Below are 13,084 nucleotides of genomic sequence, written 5' to 3'. Positions count from 1 at the left end.
CGCAGAAACCGTGTATTTTGCTGGATTAATTTTTGGCGGCAACCCGTTATTACTGCTGTTTAACGACCGTGTATACGATTTATTAAGTGAATCATGTACTAAACTGAAGTTTTGAGTTTTTTCTTTGTCTGACATTTTTCTTCCTCCTCAAATACTACTTCCAAAAGTCTAACATTATTTGTATCAATTAACAATCGATCTGATCGAAGCTTTACCAATTTTGCATTTTCAATAACGTATGGATCGTAAATAATAATCTTTTTATCATTTTCGTGATCAGGAGCGCCTATTAAGGAACCTAAATATTTACTCTCATTATTCATTGTTATTATAACTACTTTATTCATTGCTTCTGAATAAAACCGCAGTCCAACACTCTGAAAGTAATCTCTTTGAGTAATTTTTTGGATAATATTAGAAACAAACGCTGTTTTTCTAATTATCGAGTAAATGCAGGCCAAAACAAAACTATACAAACATAATAATAAGAAAAAAATACCTAAATACTTAAATTTTTCAATAATAACAGGAATTATGTATACATTTTCCGGGTGTTTTATCTTTAATAAAAATAAATTTATTATTGCTTTTTTTTCTGTATTTAAAATCTGAAAATCACATAAGATAAACACAACAAAGATCACAGCACTTGCTAATAATCCTTGAATTGTCTTTTCAAATTGTGATTTCTCACGCTTTAATAAAAAATAATCTACAGTTTGAATAAAAATATAACCGGGGGCATACAATAAAACTATTAATAATGTATTTAAACTAAATAGTTCCATTTTTTCGTCCTTCATTGAGCGCAGCATAATCTAATATTCGTTTAATCAACAATATTTTAATGTCATCGGGCCGAAGCGCACATTACTTTCTTTATCTAGATAACAAACCTTGATAAACAGTATTCAATTAATTTGTTTCTCCTGTTATCTACCTGTTCTTTTAGGAAACTTCCCTTTTGTATTGATCCGGCCATAGCACGAGTTGATTCAATTTCAGATTGAAGACAACCATTGACCTTATTGATGGGCGCAGAATTACCAATACTTTTGTTAATTTTTTCTTCTAAAAGTATTAAATTTCCAAATCTATTTTTTTCGTAATCATAATCTTGCTCAAAGCCATAGACCCGTACATCAAATTCCGGTTCCCTTGAAAATATATGTTCGATTTGTAGTGCCGAATATTTTTCCACTGAAAGAGGACCGCCGTCATACTCGGCTAAGATGTACTTCGTAGCTCCATTGCCATAAATATCTGCATCCAGATAATTTCTAAATGTATGATCACTCATAAATTTTTCTACAATATTTTTAAGCGATTCATGAATTTCATCAATCGAGTAGTCCTTTTCGGAAAGCAGTGAGGCCAGCCAATATGCATCAGCTATCGGATTTGTCCCTCTTGTTTTATAAACACGGACCTCTACCGTCTCCAAATAGGAAAGTGTTGAAGCAAGTTTATTCTGCATAAAAAGCCGAACTATTATTGGATATAGTGTTGCGGTGAATTCAAGTTTACAAAACACTTTGATCATATCTTGATTCTTTTTAACAGTTTTAAGCAAATCGCAATAACCATGAGCAAAGTTCTTAAAATCGGTTAGATATTCTTTTATAAATATTTCTAAATTAGATTTATTTGATTTGATACTCTCGCAGTGTCCCTTTATGTTTTCAAATATGGTATCTGCACTATTTCTATTATTCCATGATTCAGGAAAAAATCTTTTTGAAGAATAGTAATGATGTGTAAATATTGTATTTTCTTCAAATCTCCCTAAAATATTTAATTCATCTTTTAACATCAATATTTCATCATATGAGTCAAATATGACTTCAAATTGGTCATTAATAAAAGAATTCAGTTCTTCATTTAAATGAAGCGTAGAGTACAACATTAAGATACTTTTTGTTTTATCTAAAATTCTAAGGGGAAGGCCTCGGTCGTTTATAATTGAGAACATCTTTACCGCTTGAGCCTGTCCTTCTACATTGAACACGAGAACTTCTATTCTGTCTCGTATGAATTTTATCATTTTCTCTATTTCTCTAAGTGTCATTGCATTCGTATATGCTTTGAATTCTTTCTTTGCATTATACATAAATTTATGGCTTCTTTTTTCAATATCGTTATATATGATATTATCAAAGTTAAAAAGAACACTTCCAAGAAATTGTCCATCTATTCCAAGAGGTTTTAATTTAAGGTTCCCTTTTGTTCCAATGAATGCGGTTATCTGTTCGTCTCTAATATCTTCATCAGTAATTCGTTCAATAAGAACATTCAATAAAATGAATAACGTTGTAATCCGCTGTTGACCATCAATTATCTCATATACAGTATCTACTGAAAGACCTTCAGATTCATTTTGCTTGAATGAGAGAGTTCCTATGAAATGATTCATATCATTTCGAATACTCTCTTCGATATCTATCCAGAGAGCTTTTCGTTCAATCTCTGTCCAACTATATTTCCGTTGATAAGTTGGAATAATAAACTTATTTCCATTAAAAATTGAACCGATTTTCTCTGTCTGACTTCTAGATATGGACATTGATTTCTCCTTTTATTTATTTTTGTAGATTCAACATTTATTATCCTCATCCCTATCCTACACTTCAAAACTGCCTTTTTTTTGCGAAAAAATCGGTGTAAAGACGCAGGGATTTAAAACATTCGCCTAACCTGCACATGTGCACAGTCCCGTTTGTCAGTGTTGAAGCGGGTATCAGCACCTATATGTAAATATATTTTCTATTTTAACTTTATTACAGAGCCTGTATATATCAAAATCGGAATCTATGCTGATTATTTGTCGTATTTTTCTTTCTTCTGCGGCGATTACTAATGTTGCGTCTGCAAAATCCATAGGTCTATCATCATATTTTTTTGTTACTTCTATTATTCTTTTTATATCGCTTTGTTTGATTTCATGAATAATAACACCTTCTTTCATTATCCACTCTAAAAAACTAATCTGAACCGCTACACTAAAATCAAGCATATGCATCGCTTCAGTTAATACCGCAGTCGTCGATATAAACCTGTAATTTGTCTTTTTGATAAACTCTAAAATTGATGTATGATATGTATCATCTCGATCAAATAAGGCTATGAGCGGTCCGGCATCAATGAGTACGGTATTTAGCATGGAACTTTTCCTTTAACTCATGCTTATACGTAGTTGATAAATCGCTTCGTCCGCTGCCGTACTGACCAAAATAGTCTTTTCCTAATTCATAAGAATTCATTTCCGATTCTTCCGTATCAAAAAAAATATCAAGAGCCTCTTTAATCAATTCACTTTTACTTTTTTTCTTCAAGACGGATAATACTTCTAATTTTTGCTTATACTCTATCGGTAATCTTACTGTAGTCATATACGTCCCTGTATTACAACTGTAATACGTTATAGCGTATTTGTCAATAGAGAGACAAATGAATCTTGTATTTCTCGGATTGTTATTGCGCCGCGAACTTATTGAGGAAACGGCACTTTAATTAACCATTCAGCATTACTAATCATACATTGACTTACAGTTTTTCGACCTCTTTTTTAGTAAGACCCGTCATCTGCATGATAAAATCAAGCTCACAACGTGCCTGTTTCATCAGCTTTGCCGTTTCAAGAGATTTTTTGTAAGATCCGTCTGCAAAGCCCTGCTGTATGCCTTCATTTATACCGGCTCTGCGCGCGTCCATTTCAAACGATTTTAACAACATGTATTCCCTCCGTTTTTCTTCGTCTTTTTTGGTTTCATTTACCCGCTTTTCAAGCTGTTTGGTAAATGCCGTTTCGGGCGGTTTCCCGTTCATGTATGATAAAAATGCTTTCAGGTTTTCTTCAGCTTTTTCCGAGGCGGTGCTGTTTACTATGATTTTTGTTGTTCCGTCGTTAAAGGTTTGCCCGGTTTCGGCACATGAGGGCCTTATCGTGTATACCGGTAATCCTTCCTGTAAGTAATCAAAGGTGCACAAAAAGATAATAAAGGTATCGGGTAAATCGTTGTAGTCTTGGCCTTTGTTTATTGCACTGTTATCGATAGCACATTGATAATATCTCATACGCTCAGGTAATGGGTATCTTTCGCCACGGATGGCGGGGCTTCTGAACAAAAGCGATGTTTTGCGAAACGCAAAACTCGATGTTTTCTGCTGGACACGGATGTCTGGCAGAAAACGGCATTTCAACGTCGTAGAGTTTGCCGTGTTCGTCCTCAATCATAATATCGAGCCGCACACCCTTGGAGGCAATTTGAGTTTCTATCGGCTTTTGCTTAAATAGTTTGATGATCTTACCGACCTTGTCCTTAAGCAACATTGTCAACAGTTCTTTGCACAACTGCGGGTCTTCCATAACAGTGCAAAACATGAAGTCGTCGACAATGGTTAAGTCATCAAAGTTTTTTACCATATGATACTCACCTCTTGCGTTAAGTATAGCATAAAATTGACCGGCGGGCAATTATTTTATAACCGAACGTCCGCTCAGGCTTTATCTGCATAATAGCGCGATAATTTTGAAATTATAATAGCTTCAAAATTTCTTTCGCCGTCAATAAGTTTGTGAAGGTTTTCACTCAGTGACGTGTTTTACTCGGTGAAAGCTTTACTCCGTAAAGGTTTTCACTCTGTGAAACAGCCGATTGAGCGGATTTTTTTGCTGCGGTACTTTACGAGGACGGCAGGATCGCGCTTGCTTAAATCGGCAATGTCCTTTAATAATTGGGCGCGCACGGCTTGAGCAGCTTTAAGCGGGTCGGTATGAGCGCCGTCTTCAGGTTCGTTTATAACGCCGTTTATCATTTTTAAGCCCAACACTTCGCGGCTCGTGATTTTAAGCATAACGGCGGCATCCTTTGCACGGCTTGAATCGCGCAGCAAAATGGAAGCGCAGCCTTCGGGCGATATAACCGAAAAGATGGCGTTTTCGAGCATGTAGATTTTATCGCCGACGCCTATTCCCAAAGCGCCGCCGGAACCGCCTTCTCCGATAATAAAGCAGATAATCGGCGTTTTAAGCCGGCTGAATTCCCGCAAGTTGACGGCAATCGCTTCCCCTATACCGCGCTCTTCGGCACCCAAGCCCGGATAGGCGCCCTGGGTATCGATAAAGGTTACAATCGGGCGGCGGAACTTCTCGGCCTGTTTTGCAAGGCGCAGGGCTTTGCGGTAGCCTTCCGGATTTGCCATACCGCCGTTTCGGTCTATGGTTTCGCGCAAATTGCGCCCCTTTTGGTTGCCTATAACGGTTACCGCCTGCCCTTCTATAAAGCCTATGCCGCCGACAAGGGCCGGGTCGTCGCCGAAAAAGCGGTCGCCGTGCAGTTCGGTAAAATCGTCAAAAATCATATCGATGTAATCGAGGGCGCGCGGACGGTCGCTGTGGCGGGCAAGTTCAACACGTTCCCATGTGCGCGAAAGTGAACAGCAGCTTTGCAGTTTTGCCGTGATTTTTCCCAGTTCTTCGCTTATATCCAAGCCCGATTCTTTTGCTATGTTTTGTAAACCGGCCAATAATTCGTTTTGACTGATTGCGCTCATGAATGCACCTCCGCAGTTTTTTTCTTTTTCGCCGCCGCAAGATGCGCACAGTGAGCGTCTATCATGCGGGCAAAAAAACGCCGCTGTTCCTGGCGCGGAACAATACAGTCGACAAAGCCCTTTTTAAGCTGAAATTCGGCACGCTGAAAACCGTCGGGCAGCTGCTGGCGGATAGTTCCTTCGATAACGCGCGGGCCTGCAAAGCCGATGAGGGCTCCCGGTTCGGCCGCGATAATATCGCCGAGCATCGCAAAACTTGCCGTAACGCCGCCGGTGGTCGGGTCGCACAGCATAATAAACAGGGGCACGCCCTTTTCATCCAATTCGGCGGCCGCGCTTGAGGTTTTTGCCATTTGCATTAAAGAAAAAAGTCCTTCCTGCATTCTCGCGCCGCCTGAAGTTGCGTAAATAATGACCGGAAGCCGCTCTTCAGCCCCTTTGAGCATAAGGCGGGCAATTTTTTCGCCTACAACCGAACCCATCGAGCCGCCCATAAAGTTGAACGACATAACGGCAAGCAGGGCGGGCCGTCCCTTTATCGTACAGGAGCCGGTAATGACGGCTTCGTTCATTGACGTTTTAGCTTCCGCCGCCGACAGTTTTTCTTCGTAACCTTCCATTTCGATGGGGTTACCCGTTTTTAAGTTATGATACAATTCTTTAAAAGAGTCTTCGTCCGTAAGATACACAATTCTTCGGGCGGCATCTATGCGTAAATGGCAGCCGCAGTGCGGACAGACCATCAAATTATCGTTAAATACTTCTTCGTCGTGCGATACCTTACAATGGGGACAATCCATAAGCACCTCCGTTTACAAGCCGGCTTATTGTACCGGCACAATGCTTAATAGTATCACAAAATAAAGATTTTTTCCAGTCTTTTTATGACAAAAAAGCAAAAATTGTCGAAAAATAACCGCTTCCGTAAAACAGAACTTAACTGTATACTTAACGTATGGAATTGGAATCAAAATTGCTTGAGATTGACAGGCTTAAGTCCGAACTTGATTTATTGCGTCCCCTATCGGCGGCACAGACCGCAAGTTTGAAAACGCTGTTTGATATCGATTTCACCTATAACTCTGCCGCAATCGAGGGAAATTCCTATACGCTGCAGGAAACGCGTATTGTCTTATTGGACGGTATTACAATAGGCGGAAAGTCCGTCCGCGAGCATTTGGAAATCGTCAATCATAAAGAAGCAATCGATTATATTGAAAAGCTGGCAAAAAAAGAACTGCATGATTTTACAAAAACCGATATTTTAAATATTCACCGTTTAATATTGCAAGGCATCGATTCTGAAAACGCAGGTGTCTACAGAAAGGTGCCCGTGTATGTCAAATTGAAAAACGGAAACATTCATAAGTTCTGCGACCCGCTCAAGGTTATCGACGAGATGGACGCTTATTTTGATTGGCTGTTTTCAAAAAAAGAAGAACATCCCGTATTCATTGCGGCGGAAGCGCATACGAGATTTGTCGGCATCCATCCCTTTGTTGACGGAAACGGCAGAACAGCACGTTTAATTATGAATTTAATTCTCATCCATTACGGTTTTCCGCCTGCAATAATAAAAATGAGCCGGCGCAGTGAATATCTTGATGCAATTGAAAGCCGGCAGCAGAATAACGACGACAGTCCTTTTAAAAACGTACTCATCGATGCCGTAAAAGAAAATCTTGAAATTTATTTAGATACCGTAAAAAACAATATCATTTGGAAATAGCTACTTGAGTATTGTACAGAGATCGAGGTTGTCTGAACAGTGAATTTTTCGGACAATCTCCGTTTATTTTTTACCTTCCCTCTTATTTCGGCGGGAACAATTCCGCGTACAAGCCCGTACCGAAATTGCCGGATTGGAATTTCGGTGAGTTTAAAATCAGCTTTTGTTCATCCGTGTTCGTTTTGATGCCTTCTATATAAAGTTCATCGAGGGCGCACAAAAGCTTTTGTACGGCGTGTTTTCTGTTTTGACCGTGTACAATGAGTTTGGCGGTCATCGAGTCATAAAAGGGAACAACCGTATAGCCCTGATACAAAAAGCTGTCGAAGCGCACGCCGTTTCCGCCGGGAACCCGAAGGTTTTTAATTAAGCCGGGAGTAAAAGCGTTTATGCGCGCTTCTATCGACCAGCCCTTGACGGGAAGAATTCCCGAAGGCAGGTTCATCTTTTCGCCCGTGCATACGCGGATTTGCTCGCAGATAAGGTCGGTTCCCGTTACCATTTCGGACACGGGATGTTCAACCTGAATGCGCGCGTTTACTTCCATAAAATAAAAATTGTCGCCCGACACCAAAAACTCGATGGTACCGGCTCCGCGGTATTTAAGCGACGAAAAAAGATTAACCGCTCCGCGGCACATATTTTCGCGCATTTTATCGCTTACACCGGGAGAGGGGCTTTCTTCTATCAATTTTTGATGATTTTTTTGAACCGAACAATCGCGCTCGCCCAAAACGGCGACAGCGCCCTTTCCGTTTCCCAAAATCTGCAGCTCAACGTGGCGCGGATCAACGAGGTATTTTTCTATATACACGGTTCCGTCGGCAAAGTTTGCCAAAGCTTCGGCCGAAGCGATAGTCAGGTTTTCCGCCAAATCTTCTTTTTTCCGGACGATACGCATACCCTTACCGCCGCCGCCTGAAGCCGCTTTGATAATAACCGGATAACCGCATTTTTCGGCGATTTTTGCGCCTTCTTCGGCATTTTTCACCGCTCCGTCCGAGCCGGGCGTTACCGGAAGACCGCTTTTTTGCGCCGTTGCGCGCGCTTGCACCTTATCGCCGAGCATTTCGATAACCGAAGCGTCGGGGCCTATCCAGTGCATACCGCTTTTTTCAACTTCGCGCGCAAATTCGGCATTTTCGGATAAAAAGCCGACGCCCGGATGTAAAGCTTCACAGCCCGTACTTAAACCGACGGTGATTAGGGCCGTGCGGTTCAAATAGCTTTTAGCCGAAGGAGCCGGTCCGATACAAAAGGCTTCGTCGGCAAGCTTTACGTGCAAACAATCTTTATCGGCGCTTGAATACACGGCAACCGTTTTAATGCCCAACTCACGGCATGCGCGGATAATGCGCACGGCGATTTCGCCCCTGTTTGCAACAAGCAATTTTTTTATCATTATTTTACCCGAATCGCAAAAATGTTTTGGTCGAATTCAACCAAATCGCCGTTTGAAGCCAAAATGTCCTCGATAACGCCGTCGTATTCGCATTCGAGGGTATTCATCATTTTCATCGCTTCAAGGACGCACAGGGGCTGACCCTTTTTAACCGCCGTTCCCTTTTCAACATAGGGAGGGGAATCCGGCGAGGGCGAGCGGTAAAAGGTTCCGACAATCGGGCTTTTAATAAAAACAAGGTTTTTATCGGCAGCCGGGGCGCCTGATACAGCTTGTCCGCCGGAAGATGCCGGAGCGGAACTTCCCGCAGCACCTTGTACCGGGGCGCTTTGAGCCGCGGCCGAATGAGCCTCATGAGCCTCATGAGCCGCAGCAGGGCCTCCTGCCGGAACCCCCGCCGGCATAAAAGCCGGAGGAGCGGCATACATCACGGAAGGAAAGGCTGCCGCGGCGGACGGCGAATCCGTCTTCGCAAAGGCCCCTTCTTTTTTTAAAAGCAATTCATAATCGCCTTCTTTTATGTGCATGACAACCGATGAGCTTTTTTCAAACTTTTCAAAAAGTTTTAATATAAATTCTTCTTTCATATACAATCCTTGCTATTGCTTGCTATTGCGTGCAATCGCGTGCTATTGCGAGCTATCGGAAACGCTTATATTACGTCAAAGCGGGCGATATCGGCATCGTAATCGACGCCTTCAATATCGAAACCGTTTGAAGCCAAAAAGTCGTGCCTGTAACCCGCCAAATCGGTAAGTTTTTCGCTGTTTTCGCTCGTAACCTGTATCATTAAGGCGTCAACCGCTTTTTGTACATCGTCGGAAAGCTCCCAATCGTCTATGCGGATTCTGTTTTCCGAATCTACGGAGACAATTCCGTCGGCGCGGTACAATCTGTCCGAAAAAAGACGGTTTATCTGTTCTATACAGCCTTCGTGATTGCCCTTTTCTTTCATCACCTTAAACAACGAAGCCAAATACAGGGGAATAACGGGAATAACCGCACTTGCGCGCGTAACCAATCCCTTGTTGACCGATACGAATGCCTTGCCCGCAAAAGCCTTCATAAAATCGTTTAAGCTGTGGGCGGTCGCTTCAAGGTGTTCTTTTGCCTTACCGATTGTTCCCTTGCGGTAGAGGGCTTGAGTCGCTTCCGGGCCGATGTAGGAATACGCGGCGGTTACACAGCCGTCGGCAAGTACTCCGGCTTCCGATAATTTTTTAATCCAGCGCTCCCAGTCTTCGCCGCCCATAACCTTAACCGTTGCGGCGGCTTCTTCATCGCTTGCAGGCTCTGCGGAAATTTCTTTGAGTTCTCCGGTAAAAGGATCGAGGGTTTTTCCCGTAAAGGTTTTTCCGAAGGGCTTTAAAACCGACTTGTGCATAATGCCAGTGTCGGGGTCGGTGCGGACGGGACTTGCCAAACTGTAAATCACCAGGTCGAACTTCATACCCTGCTTTTTTGCCGCTTCTATAACGCTTTGCTTAATTTCATCGGAAAAAGCATCTCCGTCTATCGTGTGCGAAAACAAGCCGTCGCGTTCGGCCGCCTTATCAAAGGCGAGGTTGTTGTACCAGCCGGGGGTTCCCCACTTGGTTTCGCTTCCCGCTTTTTCAAAGGACACGCCGATAGTAGCGGCGCCGTAAGCGAAGGCTGCGACAATGCGGCTTGCAAGACCGTATCCGTTGGAACAGCCTAAAATAAGGGCGTTTTGAGGCGCACCTTTTTTTGCATAAGAGGCCGACTGTTTTTTTGTATATGCAATTTGATCTTCTACGGCCTTTTTACATCCTGCAGGATGAGCGTTCAAACACACGCTTCCGCGTACCATCGGTTTTATAATCATATTCACTCCTATAAAAAGTCAAGAAGAAAGTATCAACTTTCGATTGACTTTTTACGCACGTTCACAGCGAAGCGAGAACGTGCATATAATATACAAGTTTTTTAGTTCTGCCCCTTTCCTACAAGGCACATCCATTCGGCTTCGGCCGCAAGGGTATCGCCGACATAGGCTTTGCCCGCCTGTTTAATCATGCGCGGCGAAACACGCAAATTCGTTACTTCCATACGCACCTTGTCGCCGGGGCGCACTTGCGAGCGGAATTTTACCTTGTCCACGGTCGCCAAAAAAAACAGGGCGTTTTTTTCAAATACGTTTTGAAAACTCAGCGCGGCACCGCCGGCTTGAGCCATGGTTTCCACCAAAATAACGCCGGGCACAACCGGATATTCGGGAAAATGTCCTTTAAAGAAAAATTCGTTTTCGGTAAATACGTGCTCACTCACACTGCCCTTTTCGTCGGCCGAAATAATTTCATCGACAAACAAAAAGGGACTGCGGTGCGGTATCAGTTTTTCTATATCCTTTGTTAAACTCATGCTTCCGCCTTTTTGAATACGGCAACGCCGTTATGCCCGCCGAAACCGAGGGAGCCGGATGCGGCGCAGTTGATTGTTCCTTCAACTCCCTTATTGGGAATATAATCCAAATCGCACCCCGCTTCAAGGTCGGGTTCGGTTAAATTGATTGTCGGGGGATAAAATCCGTCCTGAATCGCCTTTACGCAAAAAATTGCTTCCAAGGCGCCGGCGGCTCCCAAACAGTGGCCTATCATCGACTTTGTTGACGATATCTTCATTTTATAGGCATGATCGCCGAAGGCTTTTTTTATCATTGCGGTTTCCGCAGGATCGTTGATGGGCGTTGACGTTCCGTGCGCGTTGTAATACTGCACGTCTTCGGCTTTTATGCCCGCATCTTTGAGCGCATTGATCATCGCAAGGGCGCCGCCTTCTCCCGACGGGTCGGGGCTTGTAAGGTGGTATGCGTCCGAGGATGCGCCGTAGCCTGCAAATTCGGCGTAGATTTTTGCACCGCGTTTTTTTGCGTGTTCGTATTCTTCCAAAATTAAAATACCGGCGCCTTCACCCATAATAAAGCCCGAGCGTTTTTTATCGAAGGGACAGCACGCCTTTGCGGGTTCCTCGTTGTAATCGGAAGCGAGGGTTTGCAAAATCGTAAAACAGCTTATGCCGAAGCCCGTAACGGTCGCTTCGGTTCCGCCTGCAAAACACATATCCACGCGGCCGGAGCGCACCATATCCAAGGCATTGCCCAGGGCGTCCGTACCCGAAGCGCATGCGGTAGCAAGCGTCCATGAGGGACCGTGAATGCCTAAAAGCATACTGATGTTTCCCGCAGCTTCGTTGGGAATAAGCAGGGGAACGGTCATCGGAGGAATGCGCGCAGGGCCGGATTCAAAGTATTTTTTAAAAGAGCCTTCATAGATTTCAAAGCCGCCGATCCCGTTTCCGAGCATAACGCCGGTGCGGTTTCCGTCTATCGTTTCTTTTGTAAGGCCCGCATCCTGCATTGCCTGAACTGCGGCTGCAACGGCAAATTGGGTAAAACGCGCCATTTTACGCGCTTCACGCTTATCCACAAACTGCGAAGCGTCAAAGTTTTTTACTTCCGCCGCAATTTGAACTTTATAATCGGAGCAGTCGAAACCGGTTATGTTCCCGATACCGCACCTTCCTTCCTTTATACCCTTCCATGTTTCATCGAGACTGTTTCCCAAAGGCGTTACCGCCCCCATTCCCGTAATAACAACTCTTCTCATATATTCACTCCTTATCATGCACCGAGGCCGCCGTCAACGCCGAGAACCTGAGCGGTGATATACTGTGACAAATCCGATGCCAAAAAGACGGCTGCGTTTGCAATGTCCGCAGGCTGTCCGGAGCGTTTAAGCGGAATGCCTTCAACCCATGCTTTGCGCATTTCTTCGTTTACGGCCGCCGTCATATCCGTTTCGATATAGCCGGGGGCAATCGCATTGACGCGCACGCCGCGGCCTGCCGTTTCTTTTGCAAGGCTCTTGGTAAAACCGATAAGACCGGCTTTGCTGGCGGAATAATTTACCTGACCGCCTTGACCGTGTAAGCCGACAATGCTCGACATATTGATGATGGAACCGCTGCGTTTACGTATCATATCCGAGGATACGATTTGAGAGGCGACAAAAACACCGGTAAGGTTTACGCGCAAAACGCTTTCCCAATCTTCCAGCTTCATGCGGAACGAAAGGCCGTCGCGGGTAATACCTGCGTTGTTTACCAATACGTCAAAACCGCCGGATTCTTCAAGGGCTTTTTTTACGGTATCAGTTAAAACGGCCGCATCGCCGCAGTCTGCATATATTTCGTGAAAAGCGCTTCCTTTTTCGGCGGCGAAAGCTTCAAGTTCGGCCTTTGAAGCGGAAGGCTTTGTACAAAGACCCCATACTTCGGCTCCCTCTTCCAGAAAGCGTTTTACCGTTTCTTTTCCGATACCGCGGGACGAACCCGTTATCAATGCTTTTTTTCCTTTTAACAACATAAGTCAAACCTCATCT

At 43.7% G+C, this 13,084-nt stretch carries 15 protein-coding genes; 1 reads left to right on the top strand and 14 read right to left on the bottom strand.

Annotated features, from left to right (window positions below; all coding sequences use genetic code 11):
* Window positions 1–98 precede the first annotated feature (98 nt).
* From H0R92_RS04495 to accD, 8 genes are all read right to left on the bottom strand, one after another.
* On the bottom strand, window positions 99–803 hold the full coding sequence (locus tag H0R92_RS04495) for a DUF6338 family protein (protein ID WP_432961565.1): 705 nt from the start codon (window positions 801–803) through the stop codon (window positions 99–101).
* Window positions 804–883: 80 nt separating this feature from the next.
* A complete protein-coding gene (locus H0R92_RS04490) occupies window positions 884–2,563 on the bottom strand; it encodes a DUF262 domain-containing protein (protein ID WP_432961564.1) in 1,680 nt (559 codons plus the stop codon).
* 174 nt (window positions 2,564–2,737) lie between these two features.
* The gene (locus tag H0R92_RS04485; RefSeq protein ID WP_432961563.1) at window positions 2,738–3,160 is read right to left on the bottom strand and encodes a type II toxin-antitoxin system VapC family toxin; all 423 of its coding nucleotides are present in this window, start codon (window positions 3,158–3,160) and stop codon (window positions 2,738–2,740) included.
* On the bottom strand, window positions 3,138–3,389 hold the full coding sequence (locus H0R92_RS04480) for a CopG family ribbon-helix-helix protein (RefSeq protein WP_432961562.1): 252 nt from the start codon (window positions 3,387–3,389) through the stop codon (window positions 3,138–3,140). The genes H0R92_RS04485 and H0R92_RS04480 overlap by 23 nt, the downstream gene beginning before the upstream one ends.
* 154 nt (window positions 3,390–3,543) lie before the next feature.
* Window positions 3,544–4,074, bottom strand: a complete 531-nt coding sequence (locus tag H0R92_RS04475; protein ID WP_432961561.1) for an Rpn family recombination-promoting nuclease/putative transposase — start codon at window positions 4,072–4,074, stop codon at window positions 3,544–3,546.
* Window positions 4,075–4,078: 4 nt separating this feature from the next.
* Window positions 4,079–4,423 (bottom strand): hypothetical protein, encoded by a 345-nt coding sequence (locus tag H0R92_RS04470; RefSeq protein WP_432961560.1) that lies wholly within the window; start codon window positions 4,421–4,423, stop codon window positions 4,079–4,081.
* Between the two features lie 212 nt (window positions 4,424–4,635).
* Window positions 4,636–5,553, bottom strand: coding sequence for an acetyl-CoA carboxylase carboxyltransferase subunit alpha (locus H0R92_RS04465; protein ID WP_428770513.1), 918 nt, complete (start codon window positions 5,551–5,553; stop codon window positions 4,636–4,638).
* Complete coding sequence (accD, locus tag H0R92_RS04460; protein ID WP_428770512.1) at window positions 5,550–6,353, bottom strand: acetyl-CoA carboxylase, carboxyltransferase subunit beta; 804 nt, start codon at window positions 6,351–6,353, stop codon at window positions 5,550–5,552. The genes H0R92_RS04465 and accD overlap by 4 nt, the downstream gene beginning before the upstream one ends.
* Before the next feature lie 155 nt (window positions 6,354–6,508).
* On the opposite strand from accD, the gene H0R92_RS04455 reads away from it, so the two are divergent.
* On the top strand, window positions 6,509–7,282 hold the full coding sequence (locus tag H0R92_RS04455; RefSeq protein WP_432961559.1) for a Fic family protein: 774 nt from the start codon (window positions 6,509–6,511) through the stop codon (window positions 7,280–7,282).
* 82 nt (window positions 7,283–7,364) lie between these two features.
* Here the strand turns inward: H0R92_RS04455 and H0R92_RS04450 are convergent, their stop codons facing one another.
* The 6 genes from H0R92_RS04450 to fabG all read right to left on the bottom strand — a co-directional run bounded on the left by H0R92_RS04450 (window position 7,365) and on the right by fabG (window position 13,068).
* Window positions 7,365–8,684, bottom strand: coding sequence for an acetyl-CoA carboxylase biotin carboxylase subunit (locus tag H0R92_RS04450; RefSeq protein WP_432961558.1), 1,320 nt, complete (start codon window positions 8,682–8,684; stop codon window positions 7,365–7,367).
* Window positions 8,684–9,271: an acetyl-CoA carboxylase biotin carboxyl carrier protein gene (gene accB / locus H0R92_RS04445; protein ID WP_432961557.1), complete on the bottom strand. Its 588-nt coding sequence runs from the start codon at window positions 9,269–9,271 to the stop codon at window positions 8,684–8,686. The genes H0R92_RS04450 and accB overlap by 1 nt, the downstream gene beginning before the upstream one ends.
* A gap of 65 nt (window positions 9,272–9,336) precedes the next feature.
* On the bottom strand, window positions 9,337–10,530 hold the full coding sequence (gene fabV / locus H0R92_RS04440; protein ID WP_432961556.1) for an enoyl-ACP reductase FabV: 1,194 nt from the start codon (window positions 10,528–10,530) through the stop codon (window positions 9,337–9,339).
* A 101-nt stretch (window positions 10,531–10,631) separates the two neighbouring features.
* Window positions 10,632–11,066 (bottom strand): 3-hydroxyacyl-ACP dehydratase FabZ, encoded by a 435-nt coding sequence (gene fabZ, locus H0R92_RS04435; protein WP_432961555.1) that lies wholly within the window; start codon window positions 11,064–11,066, stop codon window positions 10,632–10,634.
* Window positions 11,063–12,310 (bottom strand): beta-ketoacyl-ACP synthase II, encoded by a 1,248-nt coding sequence (gene fabF, locus H0R92_RS04430; RefSeq protein WP_432961554.1) that lies wholly within the window; start codon window positions 12,308–12,310, stop codon window positions 11,063–11,065. Before fabF ends, fabZ begins: the two co-directional genes overlap by 4 nt.
* A gap of 14 nt (window positions 12,311–12,324) precedes the next feature.
* Entirely contained in the window at window positions 12,325–13,068 is a 744-nt protein-coding gene (gene fabG, locus H0R92_RS04425; protein ID WP_432961553.1) for a 3-oxoacyl-[acyl-carrier-protein] reductase, read from the bottom strand.
* Between the last annotated feature and the right edge of the window lie 16 nt (window positions 13,069–13,084).

The organism is Treponema sp. OMZ 840, assembly GCF_050937815.1.
In the GTDB taxonomy this organism is placed as follows: Bacteria; Spirochaetota; Spirochaetia; order Treponematales; family Treponemataceae; genus Treponema_C.
The sequence above is the reverse complement of the archived record's forward strand: the minus strand, read 5'-3'. Positions and strand labels throughout refer to the sequence as shown.